This window comes from Cytobacillus oceanisediminis 2691, from assembly GCF_000294775.2.
Lineage (GTDB): Bacteria > Bacillota > Bacilli > Bacillales > Cytobacillaceae > Cytobacillus > Cytobacillus pseudoceanisediminis.
In genome coordinates this window covers 4,612,686-4,631,596 of the sequence record NZ_CP015506.1, presented here as the reverse complement: position 1 = coordinate 4,631,596, position 18,911 = coordinate 4,612,686, and the positions used below count along the sequence as shown (strand labels likewise).

The following is an 18,911-nucleotide window of genomic DNA, read 5'->3' as shown; positions in this document are numbered from 1 at the left end:
AATTATATATGAAGAAAGTAAGAAAAGCTATAATACCTGCAGCAGGTTTAGGAACGAGATTCTTGCCTGCTACGAAAGCCATGCCAAAGGAAATGCTGCCAATCGTTGATAAGCCAACGATTCAATACATAATAGAGGAAGCCATTGAAGCAGGAATTGAAGATATTATCATTGTAACCGGAAAAGGAAAAAGGGCCATTGAAGATCACTTTGATCATTCCTTTGAACTAGAGCAAAACCTTCTGGAAAAGGGAAAACTAGAGTTATTGAATGAAGTGCAGAAGTCATCACAGATGGCCGATATCCACTACATACGCCAAAAGGAGCCAAAAGGTTTGGGCCATGCCATTTGGTGTGCACGCAAATTCATTGGAAATGAGCCTTTTGCCGTTTTGTTAGGTGATGATATCGTGCAAGCGGAAAAGCCATGTCTTAAGCAAATGATTGAGCAATACGAAAGATATAATGCATCGATTCTTGGAGTCCAGACGATTGCAAATGAAGAAGTGTCCAGATATGGCATTGTGGATGGAAACGAAATTGGGAATCGCTTCTACAGTGTTAATAACCTGGTGGAAAAGCCAAGGCAGGAAGAAGCCCCTTCAAACCTGGCAATTATGGGAAGATATATTCTAAACCCAAGAATTTTCGAAATTTTAAGTGAGCAAAAACCTGGGGCAGGCGGAGAGATCCAATTAACAGATGCCATTGCCGGTTTAAATGTTCATGAAGCGGTTTACGCGTATGATTTTGAAGGTGTCAGATATGATGTGGGTGAAAAAATGGGCTTTATCCAAACCACCATTGAATTTGCCTTGAAGCGTGGAGAGTTAAGAAAAGATCTATTAGATTATCTATCATCTGTTCTTGATAGACAATTAATCAAATAGGCAGGTGCTTATGAGAAAACGAGTGTTATTTTGTGCAACGGTTGATTACCACTTTAGTGCTTTTCACTTGCCTTATCTAAAATGGTTCAAGGAACAAGGCTGGGAGGTGCATGTCGCAGCTGCGGGGAAATTAGAACTTCCTTATACTGATAAAAAATACAATTTATCTATTCAAAGGTCTCCTTTCAATAAGAAAAATATTGGAGCATATAAGCAATTAAAGGCAATTATGGATGAAAACCAGTATAAAATTATCCATTGCCATACCCCGATGGGGGGGGTTCTTGCCAGGCTGGCTGCCAGATCAACAAGAATGCGCGGTACAAAGGTCATTTATACGGCACATGGATTCCATTTTTGCAAAGGTGCACCTCTATTAAGTTGGCTAATCTATTATCCTATTGAAAGGTCGCTGTCACATGTGACTGATTGTCTTATTACGATTAATAAAGAGGATTATCAACTTGCTGTAAAACATGGATTTAAGGCAAAACAGATAGAGCATGTTCATGGTGTTGGAGTGGATACAGAAAGATTCTCCCGAATAGAAGGATTTCACAAATCTGTCTTAAGAGCAGAGCATCATTATGGTCATGATGTTTTTTTGCTGTTTTATGCGGCTGAATTTAATCGAAATAAGAATCAGCAGTTGCTCATTAAGGCAATGGGATTAATAAAAGAACAAGTTCCCAGTGCTAAACTGCTTTTAGCGGGTGAAGGGGTTTTATTGGAAGACTGCAGACAGCTTGCGAAGAAACTTGGAGTAGAAGATATGGTTCACTTCTTAGGTTATAGGAAAGATGTGGAACAGCTATTAAAAATGAGTGATTTGGCTGTTGCTTCAAGTTTGCGTGAAGGACTTCCCGTTAACATAATGGAAGCGATGGCTTGCGGCTTGCCTATTGTGGCTGTCGATAACAGAGGACATAGAGAATTAGTGCAAAATGACAAAAATGGGTGGCTAGTTGGCAGAAGTGATATAGAGCTGGCAGGTAGAATTATGACCCTTGCCAATAGCAATAACCTAAGGAAGCAGTTAGGCTTACAAAGCCGAAAAATTATTTTAGAAAAATACAGTTTGAATAAAACTCTAAATGAACAAAAAGTATTGTATGCAAAACTCATGGATGAGATGGGGGACGTTCAGTGGGCAGTCCATTAAGGGTATTACATGTTGTGGTAAATATGAATCGGGGCGGTGCTGAGACCCTGATTATGAATTTATACCGCAATATCGACCGTTCCAAGGTACAATTTGATTTCCTGACATGTAAACCAGGTGTCTTTGATGATGAAATCATAAAAATGGGCGGGACGATTCATAGAATTTCTTATGTATCGGAAGTCGGACATTTTAAATATATCCAGGAATTGGATCAATTCTTCTCTGGACATCAAAATTATAAGATTGTTCATTCACATATGGACAAGATGAGCGGAATCGTCTTAAGATCAGCAAAGAAAGCAGGAATACCTATTCGAATTTCTCATAGCCACAATACACAAAGTGAGGGAGGATTGCCTGCAAGGACCTATAAATGGATGGCAGGGAAACTCATTATTCCGAACTCAACAAGTTTTTTTGCATGTTCTAATTATGCTGCTAAATGGTTATTCAATAAGAAATCCGGACTTACCAGGATTTTGAAAAATGGAATAGAATTTGATAAATTCTCTTATTCTTCTGAAATGAGGAAACAGGTACGGGAAGAGTTAAAGCTGAATCAAAATAATTTTGTTTTAGGTCATGTTGGCAGGTTTGCTTATCAAAAAAACCATTCGTTTCTTATTGATGTATTTGCAGATTTTTGCAAGGTTAATGAAAATGCAGTTTTGCTGCTGGTTGGAGATGGGCCATTGCGTAAAGAAATTGAAAATAAAGTTAGAGACTTACAACTAGATAATAAGGTTAAGTTTTTGGGAGTACGAAGTGATATTAACCGGATTCTTCAAGGGGTGGATTTATTTGTTTTTCCATCTTTACATGAGGGTTTGCCGGTTTCGCTAATTGAAGCACAAGGTGCCGGATTACCTTGTCTTATTTCAGATCAGATTTCACCAGAGGTTGATCTGGGGATGAACTTAGTTGAATTCGTTTCCTTAAGCGACAAGTCTCTATGGGCAGGTAAGCTGGACAGAATGGCTTTATCCGATACTTCAAGAAGAAGTTTCCGAGAGCCTTTTAAAACTCAGGGATATGATATAACCGCAACTGCACTTGAAATTGAAGCCTTTTATCTATCGGTAGCGGGGTGAATAGAATGAAGAAAAAGTTAACTGTATTTACACCTACTTATAACCGTGCCTATTGCCTTGATAAATGCTATCAAAGTCTAATCCGCCAAACGAGTAAGGACTTTATCTGGCTTATTATTGATGATGGGTCTACAGATCATACGCAGCAATTAGTAAATGGATGGATAAAGGAAAATGAAATTGAAATCAAATATGTTTGGCAGGAAAACCAGGGAATGCATGGAGCCCATAATACTGCTTATGAGCTTATTGATACTGAACTTAATGTCTGCATAGACTCTGATGATTATATGCCAGATGATGCTGTTGAAAAGATTAATTCATTTTGGAAACAATATGGAAGTGAAAAAGTAAGCGGGATGATTGGCTTGGATACAAATACAGATTTTGAAGTCATTGGCACCAGAATGCCTGATCATATAAAGACTTCTACATTGTTTGATCTTTATAATAAGCACGGTGTTAAAGGAGATAAAAAGCTGGTGTACCGTACGGCTTTAACAAAACAATTCCCCTACCCTATTTTCCAGAATGAAAAATATGTAGGGCTGGCTTACAAATATTATATGCTTGATAAAAAATATGAAATGCTGCTTATGAATGAAGTACTATGCTGTGTAGAATATCTTCCCGATGGTTCATCTTTAAATATGTTAAACCAATATCGGAGAAATCCAAAAGGTTTCGCCTTTTATCGGAAAGAGTTAATGAAGCTCCCATTTGCCAGTCTTTCGTTCAAGTTTAGGCAGGCCATTCATTATGTGTCCAGCAGCTTATTAATAAATAATAAGAGGTTTATAGCTGAAGCTCCGAATAAAATCTTTACTTTTTTAGCCATTCCTTTTGGTATGCTGCTTTATTTCTATATCAAATCAAAAACAGAAGCTATAACCTAACACACTAATGAATGGGTATATCTTTCTGGAGAGGATAAGTGAAATGACTTTTTTGTGGATCAATCTTTCTATCGTTTTTATTTGTTCTTTCTTAGCAAGATATTTCTCTAAACCAGTGTTAGCAGCAGGAATCATTGCTCCATTAAAACTAAACAAAGCTTTGCTTTTTGGAGTTTTGTGTTCACTAATCGTTGTCTCAGGTCTTAGATCAAACATAGGTGATACTTATTTTTATAAACATATTTATGAAATAAATGATTTTACTTGGGACTATATAGCTTCCCAAAAGGATATCGGTTTCGGAATACTACAGATGTGTTTGAAAATGTACACCGGTGACCCACAAATTATGATTCTAACAACTGCATTTATTACAAATGTCCTTATTATTACTGTTCTCTCAAAGTATTCGAGGTTATTCGAACTCAGCACCTATGTATATATTACAGGCGGATTATTTCTTATATCCATGAATGGAATACGGCAAGTGCTGGCTGCAGCGATAATTTTCACAGGTACGAAGTATTTAATTAATGGAAATTGGATTATGTATTTTTTAATTGTACTGCTGGCTTCAACTTTTCATCAAAGTGCATTAGTTCTAATACCCATATACTTTTTAGTGAGATATAAAGCCTGGTCCAAAGCCACGTATATTCTCCTGTTTTTTTCGATTGTAATCGTCATTGGTTTTGATCAATTTTCATCCATTTTATTTTCAGTAATAGAAGAAACACAATATGGCCATTATTCTAATTTTCAGGAAGGCGGTGCCAATATCATAAGGGTTGCAGTAGATGCTGTACCTCTTTTGATAGCATACCTGGGAAGAGATAAGCTTAGGGAAATATTCCCAAGTGGAGATTATATAGTAAATATGGCTTTAATCGGTTTTGTTTTTATGATTATTTCAACACAAAATTGGATTTTTGCCAGGTTTTCAATCTATTTCAGTTTGTATCAATTAATTCTCATTTCGTGGATTGTAAAACTTTTTAGTAAGAAAGAACAGAGGTTTGTATATTATGCTTTATTAATTTGTTATTTTTTATATTTCTATTATGAAAATGTTGTCAGTTTAAACATTATATATAAAAGTGATTTTCTTGATAAATTACTTTAAAGGAGAAAGGAGGCATGAAATGCATAGGTTAAAAAATCCAGTAAGAGTTTTACATATTGTTAGTTCAATGGGTCGCGGGGGAGCAGAAAGCCTTATCATGAATATTTATCGAATGACTGACCGTTCTGAAATTCAATTTGATTTTATTACGCATAGCGAGGGGGAAGAAGACTATGACAAAGAAATTAAATTGATGGGCGGGAGAATATATCGGATCGCCAGTCTGGGGACAGCTGGACCAATCAATTATATGAAAAGTTTGGTTAAAGTCATGTCGGCAAACAATTATGCTGCAATCCACGCCCACACAGATTATCAAAGCGGGTTTCCGGCATTAGCAGCAAAGATATGTGGAATAAGCACAAGGATTTGCCATTCGCATAGTAATAACTGGTCAAAAAATAACAGCTTTAAAGCAATGTTAGTCTTGAGAGTCCTGCAAACAATGATTAAGTTTTCAGCTACTAAATATTGCAGCTGCAGTGAAGAAGCGGCCAAATTTTTATTTGGAGAGAAAAATGTATCAGTAGTTCAAATCCTGAAAAATGGGATCAATGTAAATGAGTATACCAATATCGATAATAGTTCTCGAATTCAGGTTCTAGAGGAATTACAATTACCGGAGGATGCTAAAGTAATAGGGCATGTCGGCAGATTCTCAGAATCCAAGAATCACATTTTTATATTAAAAGTCTTAAAAAAACTGCTGGAGACAGACCCTAGTTTTATAGCCATATTGATAGGTGATGGACCTCTAAGGAAAGTGATTGAAGAGAAAGCAGAAAAGATGGGGCTAAGCGAGAATATCAAATTCTTGGGAGTGCGGACTGATATACCAAGACTAATGAAATCATTTGATATTTTCTTTTTTCCTTCACTTTTTGAGGGATTTGGCATTGTGATGCTTGAAGCACAGAGCACTGGCATTCCTTGCATAGCCTCTTCTTCTGTTCCAAAAAGTACTGATATGGGATTGGGGTTAGTGCAATACCTTGATTTAGATGGAAATTTGGATAGCTGGGTAAATGCGGTTAAAGACAAAGTTAATTCAATAAGGCCAAGCAAGCAGGCAATTATAAATAACTTTACTAAGCTTGGGTTTAATATCCATGAGAGCTTAAATGATTGGCTGGGCTTGTATGGATTGAAAGGATATGTCTTAAAAAATGGGCGGGGTTTTACATAATGAAGAAAAAAATATTAATTTCTTCTTTTGATTTGGCAATTGGCGGTGTAGAAAGAAGTTTGATAGGTTTACTCAATCATATTGATTACAGCAGATATGAAGTAGATCTTATGCTGTTCAAGCAGGAAGGAGAGTTTCTTCCCCTTCTTCCTTCAGGCCCCAACTTGCTGCCTGAAGTTCCGCAGTATACTACATTCAGAAAGTCGATAAGTCAAATTGTGAAAGAAGGGAATTATTCGATTGGTTTTTCCCGACTATTAGCAAAAATGCTTAGCTCCTTACATGGAAAAGCAAAGAGAGTAGATGAACCAGGATATTTAACTATTCAGTATGGCTGGGAACTAACAAATCCTTTTTTGCCAAAATTAAATAAAGAATATGATGCGGCCATAGGATTCCTGTGGCCGCATCACTTTATAGGACAAAAAGTTAAGGCGAAGAAACGGATTGGATGGATTCATACAGATTATTCCAATATTTATCTAGATCCCAAAATAGAAAAACGCATGTGGGAAAAGGTAGATGATATCGTAGCGGTTTCGGAGGAGTGTTCAAAAACATTTTTAAATCTTTTTCCGGATTGCACAAAGAAAGCAACCGTCATAGAGAACATCCTTTCGTCCCAATTTGTGAGGCAGCAAGCTGCTGAGGATGTACCAGGAGAAATAAAGACAACTGGAAGAACCATTCTTCTGACAGTAGGGCGTCTTTCACATGCAAAAGGATTGGATAATGCCATAAAAGCCTGCAGGAAATTGATTAATGATGGTTATGATATTGAATGGCATGTGGTTGGGTATGGCCCTCTTGAAACTGAGTTAAAAAACTTAATCAACGAATTAGATCTTCACAATCGATTTTTCTTATTAGGTAAAAAGGTTAATCCATATCCTTACATCAAAGCATGCGATATTTATGTTCAGCCATCCAGATATGAAGGGAAGGCAGTCACAATACGTGAAGCACAGATTTTGGGGAAACCTGTAGTTTTAACCAACTTTCCAACGGCAAAAAGCCAGGCCCAAGATGGTGTTGATGCGTTGATCACTCCACTAAATATTGAGGGAATAGTAAATGGGATTAAAGGATTAATAGATAACAAAGTACTGAGAGAAACACTAATCTCAAATACTGGAGAAAAAGATTATGGAAATGAAAAAGAAGTAGAGAAATTATATAGACTAATTGAGGCTTAGGGTGGGGAGGTTGTAAAATGACTATTCTAGTCACTGGCGGTGCCGGCTATATCGGCAGTCATACTTGTGTAGAACTATTAAAAGCAGGTTATGATGTTGCAGTGGTTGATAACTTTGTTAACAGTAAGCCGGAAGCATTGAAGAGAGTTCAGGATATAACGGGGAAGACTTTTAAGATTTTTAACATTGATTTGCTTGATGAAAAAAAGCTTGAAACAATATTCATAAATAATAATATTGAAGCAGTTATCCATTTTGCTGGCTTAAAAGCTGTAGGTGAATCAGTTCACTTACCGCTTAAATATTTTCACAATAACATCACAAGTACAGTAACTCTTTGTAAGGTAATGCAAAAGTACGGAGTGAAAAATCTGGTCTTTAGTTCGTCTGCAACAGTCTACGGGATGACAGAAAAGGTACCGATTATTGAGGATTCACCTTTGTTTGCGACCAATCCATATGGCCGAACAAAATTAATGATAGAAGAAATGCTCAGGGATTTATATGGAGCCGATAATAGTTGGAAAATTGCCATTTTAAGATATTTTAATCCAATTGGTGCCCATGAGAGTGGATTGATTGGAGAAGATCCTAACGGAATTCCCAATAATTTAATGCCTTATATTACCCAGGTAGCAGTTGGGAAACTAAAGGAATTGAGTGTCTATGGGAGCGGCTATCAGACTAAAGATGGAACTGGAATAAGAGATTATATTCATGTGGTTGATCTTGCAAAGGGGCATTTAAAGGCGCTTGAAAAAGTGGCAGCTTCAACTGGAATTGAGGCCTATAATCTTGGAACTGGAAATGGCTATAGTGTGTTGGAAATGGTTAGAGCTTTTGAAGAGGCTTCTGGTGTCAATATATCTTATAAAATTACTGACCCACGACCTGGTGATGTCGCCATTTGTTATGCAGACCCTGCTAAAGCTTATCATGAACTAGGATGGAGGGCAGAAAAGGGAATTGAAGAGATGTGTAAGGATTCCTGGAGATGGCAATTCTGTAATCCTAATGGATACGAAACAAAAAATAAAATGGAATTGGGAGAAAATCCTCGCTTAATTACTAAAAGCGAGGATTTTTCTATAGAAAGATTAGTAAAGTGAGGAGTAGTAATGAGCTTATCCAGAAAAATTTCGCAGGAGCAGCTAAAGGAATTACTGGAAGATGTTTATAAAAAGGTAAATCAATCAGAGTACATCAAAACGGAAGAAGTTTTGGATGAAATACAAGATAGAATTCGCATCTTTATTGGAACACCAGAAAACACTTGGGAGTTGTAGACTTTGAAAAGGATGTTTGATCTTTCTGCATCTACTCTGCTGCTTATAATTTTTTTTCCAGTAATTTTAGCATGTGGATTATTAATAAAAATGAAATTAGGCAGTCCAATCCTGTTCAAACAAGAAAGACCGGGGTTAAACGGCAAACCTTTTTATTTATATAAATTCCGAAGTATGACAGAGGAAAGAAATGACAAGGGTCATTTGCTCCCCGATCACATCAGGCTGACCTCATTTGGGGAATTTTTAAGAAGATACAGCCTGGATGAGCTGCCTCAGCTTATAAACGTTATCAAAGGAGATCTTAGTTTGGTCGGTCCCCGTCCACTATTAATGGAATATCTGCCATTATACACATCAGAGCAAGCGAAGCGTCACATTGTCAGGCCTGGTATAACCGGCTGGGCTCAAGTGAACGGACGCAACGCATTAAGCTGGGAGGAAAAGTTTGAGCATGATGTGTGGTATGTAAACAACCGAAACCTGCTGCTGGATCTAAAGATATTGATATTAACCATTAAAAAAGTCATCAATTCTGAAGGGGTTAATCAGCCAGGAAATGCGACTATGGAAAGTTTTAAAGGTTCAAAGTCTTCTTTGAAAGAGGGAAATGGATGAAATTAGCCATAATTGGCCAAGGCGGACATAGCAAAGTTATTGAGGACCTTATTTCGTTAAATCACAACCATAAAATTGTTGCCTATCTGGATGATAAATATGAAGAATTACACATGAAACAGGAAATTTTTTATGGCCCCATTTTATCTGCCATTACACTAATAGATCTCTTCGGAGAATTGAAATTCGTAATAGCAATTGGAAATAACAAGGTTCGAAGTTTAATTTCTGAAAGTCTCCATCTTTCTAAAGAGAAATATGCAACACTTATCCATCCCGCTGCTATCATTAGCCAACGAGCAAAAATAGAGCACGGTACAGTTATAATGGCTGGTTCGGTCATTAATGCTGGTGCCCATATTGGTGCCCATACCATTATTAACACCGGTGCTATTGTAGAACATGACAATAGGCTGGGAGATTTTGTTCATATTTCTCCAAAAGCAACATTAACTGGGACTGTTCATATCGAGGATGGCGTACATGTTGGTGCTGGAGCAACCATTATTCCAGGGATGGCAATTGGAGAATGGTCAGTTATTGGGGCAGGAGCAACTGTTATCAGTAATATCCCTTCCCATTCTACCGCTGTAGGAGTTCCAGCTATAGTGAAAACAAAACAAGTGATTGAAGGTGTATAAATGATCCATACATCAAATAAAAGCCGAATTTACCTTTCGCCGCCTCATTTATCCGGCAATGAGATTAAGTATATCCAGGAAGCGATCGACACTAATTGGATCGCGCCGCTTGGACCTAATGTAGATGCTTTTGAAAAAGAAATAGCTCAGTATACAGGAGCCAATGAAGCAGTAGCTGTAAGTTCAGGAACAGCCGCTATTCATTTGGCTCTTTCTTTATTAGATGTAAAAAAAGGTGATACTGTCTTTTGTTCTTCACTTACATTTGTAGCGAGTGCCAATCCGATTTTATATCAAGGAGCAGAGCCTGTCTTTATTGACTCGGAGCCGGAAACCTGGAACATGTCCCCGGAAGCGCTTGAAAGAGCATTTGTCGAGGCAGTCAGAGAAAGAAGGCTGCCAAAAGCAGTGATTGTTGTCAATTTATACGGGCAGAGCGCGAAGATGGATGAGATTCTAGCTATCTGTCATAGTTACGATGTCCCCATAATTGAAGATGCTGCTGAATCCCTTGGTTCGAGCTATAAAGGAAAGCTTAGTGGAACTTTTGGGAAATACGGGATTTTTTCATTTAACGGGAATAAAATTATCACTACATCAGGTGGAGGAATGCTCATTTCAAATGATGCAGAGTCTTTGAAAAAAGCACGTTTCCTAGCTACTCAGTCAAGAGATCCAGCGCCTCATTATCAGCATAGTGAAATTGGCTACAATTATAGGATGAGCAATATTCTAGCGGGAATTGGCCGTGGCCAGATGGGGGTTTTAGATGAAAGAGTAATTGCCCGAAGATCAATATTCTCCCAATATTATAAAGAGCTTTCTCATCTGCCGGGTCTTCATTTTATGCCGGAGCTGAAAAATACATTCTCAAATCGCTGGCTCACCGCATTAACAATAGATGAGCAGGCAGCTGGTGTCTCATCAAGTACACTCTTGGAAGCTTTAACTGATGAAAATATTGAAGCCAGGCCAGTTTGGAAACCACTGCATCTGCAGCCGTTATTTAAAGATGTGCAATATTACTCTCATAAAATAGATCAAAGTGTGTCAGATGAATTATTTCTGTCGGGCATATGCCTGCCTTCAGGATCGAATTTATCTGAAGAAGAACTGTTACGGGTAACTGAATGTATTAAAAGTACAATGAAAGTAAAGGTGTAGACCTAAACCAAACCAAACCAAACCAAACCAAACCAAACCAAACCAAACCAAACCAAACCAAACCAAACCAAACCAAACCCTAGGGATAAAAGAGGTATCAAGAATGATAGGAAAAAATATATATGAAATTCGCAGAAGAAGAGGTCTAACCTTAACAGAGCTTGCAGACCGGGCAGGAATAGCAAAGTCTTATTTGAGCAATATTGAAAGAAATCTGAATAAAAATCCTTCTGTAAATGTAATGGAAAAGCTGGCTTTGGTTTTGGATGTTGAGCTTAAGGAATTATTAAACACAGAGAAACCGAACGAGTCCCAAACTGACCAACTTGACAAGGAATGGGTGGAATTTGTGAATGAGTTAAAGCATTCAGGAATTGATAAAGGTCAAATTCAAGAATATAAAACACTGCTTGAATTTATCAAATGGCAAAATAAACAGGATATAGGAAACAAATGATTTTCCAAAAAAAGTAGGCGGTCCAATATGTCAGAGAAAGTAAGTGTTGTGGTTCCAGTATATAAGGTAGAAAAATATCTTAATAGATGTGTGAACAGTATACTAAACCAAACTTATACCAACTTAGAAATTATATTAGTGAATGATGGCTCTCCAGATTATTGTGGAGAAATGATCGATTCTTATGCAGCCAAAGACAGCAGGATCATCACCGTTCACAAGGAAAACGGAGGGTTATCAGACGCAAGAAATGCCGGAATGGAACATGTAACAGGTAACTATACTATGTTCGTTGATAGTGATGATTGGCTAGAAGTTGCGATGATTGAAAAGTTAATGAATGCAATTACAAAGTATCAAGCTGATGTTGTACAATCAGCTTTTTATTATGCCTATGAAGAATATTTGCTATACGACAACCGTTATTATTCAATTAAAGATTCGCCTGTTATCTTGAACAATAAGAGTCTTATGTTCGAGTTGGTTAAAAATGAAAAAGTAAAAAACTTTGCCTGGGGGAAGCTTTATAAAACGGAGCTGATCAAAGATCTGCCTTTTAAAAAAGGAGTATTGTTTGAAGATGTGTTTTGGGCGCATATAGTGATGCAGCGGGTAAATACGTATGTTATATTGCATCAGCCGCTATACTACTATTTACAGCGAAAGGATAGTATTGTTGCGATGTACACTTCAAGGAATTTGGATATTTTAAGAGGGTTAAAGGTGAGACACAAATTTATAGAGCAGTATTACCCCGAATTAATTAATGAATCTCTTAAAACGATCTTAAGAACAAGTATTATTCATTACAACTTTCTACTTTTGAATTGGAAAAAAGATAAATTAGGGTTACATAAAAATGAAATTTATTCTTATATAAAAAACAATTACATTCAATTTACTATGGCAGTGAAAGGTGATAAACAGGTGGAGAAGCAATTAAAACTTTTTATTTTCCATCCATATTTAAATATTTCTTATTTAATATTCAAAAGGGTCTTAAGAAGGCTAAATATCCTTCCACGACCACTAGGGATGAAAAGAGTCCAACCCTTAAATACCAGTGGGGTGCCAAAATGGAGGAAATCATAGATTTATCAAAAAACAAGCTTATAACTCACAAATTAAATAAAAACAGAGTAAATTTATCAGGCCAGAATAGCCTGGAAGTATTAGAAATGGATCCATGGAAGTTAATTGATCATAGAAGGTTTGATATAGTAGCGAAATATATTTATGCATGGTTTAAAGAAAAGGACTTGAAAAGTACCTGGGGGAAAGAAATTTATGATAACCATTTGTGGGTTTTTAATCAGTACGATGAAGATGACGGGTCCGGGAAAAAAGGGATCAACGCTTTCATAAAGTCTTTCGATGTTACATTAGAATCAGTTAAAGAAAATGGATATAACGACAGTATATCTTTAATACCTATTAGTAAGAATAATTCTCCACTAGATGGTGCCCACCGTTTAACAGCTGCTTTACTTTATAACCAAAAGGTGAAAGTTGTAAGACTAGAGCAAGGTGATGTTAATTATAATTACGAATTCTTTAAGAGCAGAGGGCTTCTTCCAAAATGGTGTGACGCTATTGCATATGAATATTGCAAGTTAAAAAGGAATACTTTCATTGTGACAGTATTTCCGAATTCAACTTATGTTAAAGAAGAGGTAAAAGAATTATTGCGAAAATATGGGAATGTTTTCTATGAGAAAGAAGTTGATCTAAATAAAAAAGGAATAAGTAATCTACTAAGTCAATATTGGAAAGAAAAGGAATTAGGGGTATATCCCCAAGAAGAGTATAGGGAAAGTAATTTACTTCATGTTTTTATTTTTGAAACTAATGATGATATAGGTTATAGGAGACTAATGGAAGTGATTCAAAGTGAAGTAGGTATGAGTTTAAGTAATTCTCAAGAAGAAACTATTAGGCTTGCTCAAGTTTTTCTAAACAGAAATACTATTCATTTTTTAAATAATGCTTGTCCCATTAGGAATCAATTGTTTGAAGATGCTTTTGAACAATACAAAAATATTCTTAATGGACAAAAAAAAAGTGATAATTTCTGTTTAGTCTCAGATGCAGTTAAGACCACTTACGGAGTAAATGATTCTATTAAATTAGTTTATATCTATAGTGAAACTCATAACTGTGACGCAATTCACAATTTACTGAAAAGGGGCTTTCATAAAAGTTTAAATTCAGCTTATGAAGAAAGCATTGATGATATTATTTATAATCCAGAGAATCATTTTTATTATCAGGGGATGAAAGTTGCAACTCTAAAAATTGCAAAGAAAATTAAAAAAGATAGCAATAATTATGTAGATTGGTTCGCTGTTCTTCTAGAAAGTATTGGTAAATCACTATATAGCTTTGATAAAGAGATGATAAAATACAACCTAATAAAAAAGAGCAAAATACTTCGTTTAAAATTTGGTGCTTTTCGAATGAAATCTTTACAAGTAATAAAGAGGTGGTGAAAAATGATGAAAAAAAAGTTATTGTTTGTTATTGATTCTTTGGATTGTGCAGGTGCAGAAAAAAGCCTTGTTACATTACTATCATTACTAGATTACTCCAAATATTCCGTAGATCTAATGCTTTTTGGGCATGGCGGAATTCTCGAAAATCTAGTTCCTAAAGAAGTCACCATATTAGATCCATTAAAATACACTACCTTCACCTCTCTTAGTTTTCCGAAAGCAATAATACATTCTGCCAAGAGCTTAGACTCAAAAATGATTTCTGCAAGATTTAAATACTCACTGCGAATCCGTAAAAGACAATATAGAAATTCTCAAAAGGCACGAATTTTTTGGGAGAGTGTATCGAGGGTTATAGAGACTAACCCTATAGAATATGACATTGCTATCAGTTATGCACAGGGGGTTCCAACTTTTTATGTGGCTGAAAAAGTGAAGGCTAAGAAAAAATTTGCCTGGGTAAATGTCAGCTATCATTTAGATGAAAAAGAGAGGAAGTTTCAAAAACAGTATTATGATAATTATGACAAGGTAGTTGCGGTCTCTGAATCAACAAAAGCAGTATTTATTAAAACTTTCCCAGAATATGATAGCAAAATTGAAGTAGTCTATGATATTAATAACCCCGATTTAATTTTAGATATGTCTGAAATGGATTCAGGTTTTATGGATGAATATGATGGAATCAGAATTCTTACAATTGGAAGATTTGACAAGCAAAAAGGTTATGATATTGCCCTTGAAGCTTGTAAAAAATTAAAGGAAAAAGGTATTAAATTCAAGTGGTATGCTTTAGGAAAAGGTCCCTTAAAAAATGAAATTGCAGCTAAAATAAATGAGTACAAACTAACTGACACCTTTTTATTATTAGGAGTTAAAGCTAATCCATATCCTTATATCAAAGCCTCCGATATTTATGTACAAACTTCTAGGTTTGAAGGATTTGGTCTTGCAATTGCGGAAGCACGAATCCTTAATGTACCAGTGGTAACAACAAGGTTTGATGCTGTATATAATCAAATGGTGGATGGTAAAAATGGTTTAGTTGTTGAAATGGAACCCGCCGCCGTATGTGAGGGGATCTTAAAATTATTAAATGATAGGGCCTTAAATAATGAAATTACTAATTATCTAAGGAATGAGAAAAAGGGAAATATTGAGGAAATTAATAAGTTTTATCGTTTAATAGGATAAGCAAGAGAGGTTAGGTAATGAAGAAAAGTGTACTGTTTATGCTTATAAATATGAATGTGGGTGGAACTGAAAAAGCGTTACTAAATATGATATCAGAAATGCCTAGGGAGAAATTTGAAATAACTTTGTTAATGCTAGAAAAGTATGGTGGTTTTCTCGATTCTATTCCTAGTTATGTAAAGGTTGAATATTTAAAGGGTTATGACAAAATAAAGCAACATATTAAACAACCTATGCATATAACCGCTCTTGAATTTTTAAAGAAAGGAAAGTTCTTAAAAGGATTTATAATAATTTTTTTGTTAATAATATCAAAGATAACTAAAGAAAAAAGTTTATATTATAGATATATTTTACATGGTTATCCAGTATTAAAAAATCAATATGATACTGCAGTAGCTTATGCGGGCCCTATGGATCTCATAAGCTATTTCATTGCTTATAAAATTAGATCGAAGAGGAAGATACAATGGATTCATTTTGATGTTAATAAAATTGGTTTTAATACTAAGTTTGCTTCTAAAATATACGTGAAATTCGACAAAATCTTTGTAGTATCTAAAGAAGCAAGAAAAAAATTAATTAATAAAGTTCCGGATCTTCAAGACAAAAGTGAAGTCTTTAACAATATAATCTCTCCTGGCATGATTTTTGATGAAGCTAAAAAAGGTAAAGGATTTACAGATCATTTTGATGGTTTACGAATATTAACTGTGGGAAGATTATCTACTGAAAAAGGTCAAGATGTAGCGATAAAGGTGTTATCAAGGTTAATAACTCATGGATTTAAGGTGAAATGGTATTGCTTGGGGGAAGGGAGTTCTCGGGAAGCATATGAGAATTTAATAGAAGAGTACAACTTAAAAGATCATTTTATTTTATTAGGTGCAGATCCCAATCCATATCCCTATATAAAACATTGTGATATTTATGTTCAACCCTCCCGACACGAAGGTTATTGTATAACACTTGCTGAAGCTAGGTTTCTAAAAAAGCCTATAGTCACTACTGATTTTGTAGGAGCGACAGAGCAAATTAGGGATGGAAAGACTGGGTTAATTGTAAGATTTGATGAAAATGAAATCTTTAATGGGGTTATCAACTTAATTAATAATAAAGATTTATGTACAGAATTCTCCAATAACCTTTCAAGGGACGACTTTGTACATGCAACTGAAATAAAAAAGTTATTATAGTCTTTTTTAAAACGTTATAAGAAACATAAGGTTACAGTAGAGATAGGGAAGAATGAAGAAGGTTATGATTGTAACTAGAAGAATGATATTGGGGATGGTATAGAAAAGGCATTGATTTCCATGCTTGGACAGATATCCAAAGATAAATGATGAACTGTTTTGGTTATTGGCGTTGGTGGAGAGTTAGTTGGAAGACGAGATTCCATTACATGTAAAGTTAAAGTGTTTAAATGGTGATGGAAAATCTACTGTATAAAAAATTCAGAAAAAGGTGAAAGTTCGTAATGTTATTGATGCGTTGGAGCTAGGTTGGTATACATTTCCATCTAAAAAGGTTATTTAATCAAGAAATTACCACTTAGTATTTATTGTCTACCAGGTTCCAGCATCATTCCCAGTATTGTATGTAATTAATAAAATAAAAGCAAAATCAAAATCAAAGGTTACACGGATCCATAATGACGTTTCTCATTATGAAACAGCATTGTGCCGTTATAAAGAGTACTATGCAAAAAAATATGACAAAACATAAATTTGATGACTATGAAATCTATAATGATGAAGGAAATTGATAAAAGATAAAGCCATATTTAATAAGTTTATTAATAACTTAAAAAATGAAAATTAACACTGTTGAAGAGATGAAAGAATAATTTGATTGTATTGGATAAATAAATGGTTAGAAGGTTATAGAATGAAAAGCCAACTTAAAGCGGGTGCCATATTATCATATTTAGCATTGTTTATTAATAGCGTAATCTCAATTCTATATACCCCTATTATGTTAAGTCTTCTTGGTCAATCTGAGTATGGATTATATAGTTTGGCTAGCGCTGCTGCAGGATATGTAGGTGTTCTGAATTTTGGATTAGGCAATGCATTAATCCGATATACGGCAAAATATAAGGCCCTAAATGATGAAAAAGGGTGCTCTACTTTGTATGGTTTGTTCTTTATCATGTATGGTATCTTAGGTGTTTTAGCCTTAGTAGTGGGGATTATGCTGACAATAAATGCAGATTTAATATTTTCTAACTCATTAAGTATTAAGGAACTTAACAAACTTAAAATAATTTTGGGAATAATGGTTGCAAACATATCTATAGGTATTGGTTTTGGGATGTTTAGTGTTATTATCTTAGCACATGAAAAGTTTATTTTTCAAAAAATGACTGTAATAATTAGTTCTCTAATAAATCCTATTATAGTGTTACCACTGTTATTAATGGGATATGGCTCAATAACAATGGCTTTGGTAACTACATTAATAAATTGTTTAACGGTTATGATAAATATGTACTTTTGCTTTAAAAAAATAAAAATCAGAATAGTTTTTGAAAAAATCGAAAAGGGATTATTTAAAGATATTATAATATTTTCATCTTATATTTTTTTAAATCTAGTTATTGGACAACTGTATTGGTCAACTGATCAGGTGATTCTTGGAATTTACAGCGGTACGGTTGCAGTTTCAGTTTATGCGATAGGTGCATCTTTCACTGGGTATTTTTCGGGCTTTTCTTCAGCTATCTCTAATGTATTTCTCACCAAGGTATCAACAATGGTAACCAAAGATGCGACAGATAACGAATTATCAGACTTATTTATTAGAGTGGGAAGAGTTCAGTATATTATCATTTCGTTTGCGTTAAGTGGTTTTATTGTATTTGGACAGGAGTTTATTCTCTTATGGGTAGGTAATGATTATAATCAATCATATACAATAGCCATTATAATTCTTATTCCTATGTTAGTATCATTAATCCAAGGGATGGGCGGAATTATCCTCCAAGCAAAAAATATGCAGGGATTTAAATCAGTAGTTAATTTCTCTGTAGCAATCGTTAATGTAATTTTAAGTATCATTTTTGTTCAAAAGTGGGGGGCTATTGGTTGCGCTATTGCAACGGCGATTTCTTTTACTTTAGGAAATATAATTATTATGAATGTATATTATTGGAAAAAAATCCAATTAGATATTCTTAAATATTGGATCAATATTTTGTCTATGAGTACACCTGCTGCAATTAGTATTTTGTATTGTATTACACTTAATAATCTAATTATTGCTAGCAATTGGATTGTATTGTTTATAAAAATTTTGATCTTTTCTATGACGTATATTTTTGTAATGTGGTTTACTAGCTTGAACAAATACGAAAAAGATTTATTAATTGTTCCTGTTAAAAGGGTAACACAAAGGCTAAAGGTCAAAGACAGTATTTTGTGAAATCTTAAGATTATGAAGAAATAATTGTAAAATCAATTCATAATTAATAAAGTAAAATGTAAACAAATTGACTATCGACATTGTGC

The 18,911-nt window shown here is 34.9% G+C and carries 18 protein-coding genes; all 18 read left to right on the top strand.

The window, feature by feature from the left end:
- Positions 1-8 precede the first annotated feature (8 nt).
- The 18 genes from galU (at position 9) to A361_RS23180 (ending at position 18,825) form a co-directional block, all read left to right on the top strand.
- A complete protein-coding gene (gene galU / locus A361_RS23260; protein WP_019383200.1) occupies positions 9-890 on the top strand; it encodes a UTP--glucose-1-phosphate uridylyltransferase GalU in 882 nt (293 codons plus the stop codon).
- Positions 891-900: 10 nt separating this feature from the next.
- Entirely contained in the window at positions 901-2,052 is a 1,152-nt protein-coding gene (locus A361_RS23255; RefSeq protein WP_026041829.1) for a glycosyltransferase family 4 protein, read from the top strand.
- Entirely contained in the window at positions 2,037-3,146 is a 1,110-nt protein-coding gene (locus A361_RS23250) for a glycosyltransferase family 1 protein (RefSeq protein WP_019383202.1), read from the top strand. The genes A361_RS23255 and A361_RS23250 overlap by 16 nt, the downstream gene beginning before the upstream one ends.
- Before the next feature lie 5 nt (positions 3,147-3,151).
- Positions 3,152-4,042: a glycosyltransferase family 2 protein gene (locus tag A361_RS23245; protein WP_019383203.1), complete on the top strand. Its 891-nt coding sequence runs from the start codon at positions 3,152-3,154 to the stop codon at positions 4,040-4,042.
- Between the two features lie 43 nt (positions 4,043-4,085).
- Complete coding sequence (locus A361_RS23240; protein ID WP_019383204.1) at positions 4,086-5,165, top strand: EpsG family protein; 1,080 nt, start codon at positions 4,086-4,088, stop codon at positions 5,163-5,165.
- A 19-nt stretch (positions 5,166-5,184) separates the two neighbouring features.
- Positions 5,185-6,351, top strand: a complete 1,167-nt coding sequence (locus tag A361_RS23235; protein WP_019383205.1) for a glycosyltransferase family 1 protein — start codon at positions 5,185-5,187, stop codon at positions 6,349-6,351.
- Positions 6,348-7,547, top strand: coding sequence for a glycosyltransferase (locus A361_RS23230; protein ID WP_026041830.1), 1,200 nt, complete (start codon positions 6,348-6,350; stop codon positions 7,545-7,547). Before A361_RS23235 ends, A361_RS23230 begins: the two co-directional genes overlap by 4 nt.
- A 17-nt stretch (positions 7,548-7,564) precedes the next feature.
- Positions 7,565-8,656, top strand: coding sequence for a UDP-glucose 4-epimerase GalE (galE, locus tag A361_RS23225; protein ID WP_019383207.1), 1,092 nt, complete (start codon positions 7,565-7,567; stop codon positions 8,654-8,656).
- A gap of 9 nt (positions 8,657-8,665) precedes the next feature.
- The gene (locus tag A361_RS30050) at positions 8,666-8,833 is read left to right on the top strand and encodes a hypothetical protein (protein WP_019383208.1); all 168 of its coding nucleotides are present in this window, start codon (positions 8,666-8,668) and stop codon (positions 8,831-8,833) included.
- A 3-nt stretch (positions 8,834-8,836) separates the two neighbouring features.
- Positions 8,837-9,451, top strand: a complete 615-nt coding sequence (locus A361_RS23220) for a sugar transferase (RefSeq protein ID WP_019383209.1) — start codon at positions 8,837-8,839, stop codon at positions 9,449-9,451.
- Positions 9,448-10,092: an acetyltransferase gene (locus A361_RS23215; protein WP_019383210.1), complete on the top strand. Its 645-nt coding sequence runs from the start codon at positions 9,448-9,450 to the stop codon at positions 10,090-10,092. The genes A361_RS23220 and A361_RS23215 overlap by 4 nt, the downstream gene beginning before the upstream one ends.
- Positions 10,093-11,256, top strand: coding sequence for a DegT/DnrJ/EryC1/StrS family aminotransferase (locus A361_RS23210; RefSeq protein WP_019383211.1), 1,164 nt, complete (start codon positions 10,093-10,095; stop codon positions 11,254-11,256). It begins immediately after the preceding gene.
- 103 nt (positions 11,257-11,359) lie between these two features.
- A complete protein-coding gene (locus A361_RS23205; protein ID WP_019383212.1) occupies positions 11,360-11,713 on the top strand; it encodes an XRE family transcriptional regulator in 354 nt (117 codons plus the stop codon).
- A 27-nt stretch (positions 11,714-11,740) separates the two neighbouring features.
- A complete protein-coding gene (locus A361_RS23200) occupies positions 11,741-12,805 on the top strand; it encodes a glycosyltransferase family 2 protein (RefSeq protein ID WP_019383213.1) in 1,065 nt (354 codons plus the stop codon).
- Positions 12,790-14,202, top strand: coding sequence for a hypothetical protein (locus tag A361_RS23195; RefSeq protein WP_019383214.1), 1,413 nt, complete (start codon positions 12,790-12,792; stop codon positions 14,200-14,202). Before A361_RS23200 ends, A361_RS23195 begins: the two co-directional genes overlap by 16 nt.
- Before the next feature lie 3 nt (positions 14,203-14,205).
- Positions 14,206-15,399, top strand: a complete 1,194-nt coding sequence (locus tag A361_RS23190) for a glycosyltransferase (RefSeq protein WP_019383215.1) — start codon at positions 14,206-14,208, stop codon at positions 15,397-15,399.
- A 17-nt stretch (positions 15,400-15,416) separates the two neighbouring features.
- Positions 15,417-16,595, top strand: a complete 1,179-nt coding sequence (locus A361_RS23185; protein WP_019383216.1) for a glycosyltransferase — start codon at positions 15,417-15,419, stop codon at positions 16,593-16,595.
- A gap of 694 nt (positions 16,596-17,289) precedes the next feature.
- A complete protein-coding gene (locus tag A361_RS23180; protein WP_019383217.1) occupies positions 17,290-18,825 on the top strand; it encodes an oligosaccharide flippase family protein in 1,536 nt (511 codons plus the stop codon).
- Positions 18,826-18,911: the final 86 nt, after the last annotated feature.

Bases quoted from the DNA above. Each gene is read 5' to 3' on its own strand.
- galU (WP_019383200.1), top strand. From the start codon at position 9: ATGAAGAAAGTAAGAAAAGCTATAATACCTGCAGCAGGTTTAGGAACG.
- A361_RS23255 (WP_026041829.1), top strand. From the start codon at position 901: ATGAGAAAACGAGTGTTATTTTGTGCAACGGTTGATTACCACTTTAGT.
- A361_RS23245 (WP_019383203.1), top strand. From the start codon at position 3,152: ATGAAGAAAAAGTTAACTGTATTTACACCTACTTATAACCGTGCCTAT.
- A361_RS23240 (WP_019383204.1), top strand. From the start codon at position 4,086: ATGACTTTTTTGTGGATCAATCTTTCTATCGTTTTTATTTGTTCTTTC.
- A361_RS23235 (WP_019383205.1), top strand. From the start codon at position 5,185: ATGCATAGGTTAAAAAATCCAGTAAGAGTTTTACATATTGTTAGTTCA.
- galE (WP_019383207.1), top strand. From the start codon at position 7,565: ATGACTATTCTAGTCACTGGCGGTGCCGGCTATATCGGCAGTCATACT.
- A361_RS30050 (WP_019383208.1), top strand. From the start codon at position 8,666: ATGAGCTTATCCAGAAAAATTTCGCAGGAGCAGCTAAAGGAATTACTG.
- A361_RS23215 (WP_019383210.1), top strand. From the start codon at position 9,448: ATGAAATTAGCCATAATTGGCCAAGGCGGACATAGCAAAGTTATTGAG.
- A361_RS23210 (WP_019383211.1), top strand. From the start codon at position 10,093: ATGATCCATACATCAAATAAAAGCCGAATTTACCTTTCGCCGCCTCAT.
- A361_RS23205 (WP_019383212.1), top strand. From the start codon at position 11,360: ATGATAGGAAAAAATATATATGAAATTCGCAGAAGAAGAGGTCTAACC.
- A361_RS23200 (WP_019383213.1), top strand. From the start codon at position 11,741: ATGTCAGAGAAAGTAAGTGTTGTGGTTCCAGTATATAAGGTAGAAAAA.
- A361_RS23195 (WP_019383214.1), top strand. From the start codon at position 12,790: ATGGAGGAAATCATAGATTTATCAAAAAACAAGCTTATAACTCACAAA.
- A361_RS23190 (WP_019383215.1), top strand. From the start codon at position 14,206: ATGATGAAAAAAAAGTTATTGTTTGTTATTGATTCTTTGGATTGTGCA.
- A361_RS23185 (WP_019383216.1), top strand. From the start codon at position 15,417: ATGAAGAAAAGTGTACTGTTTATGCTTATAAATATGAATGTGGGTGGA.
- A361_RS23180 (WP_019383217.1), top strand. From the start codon at position 17,290: ATGAAAAGCCAACTTAAAGCGGGTGCCATATTATCATATTTAGCATTG.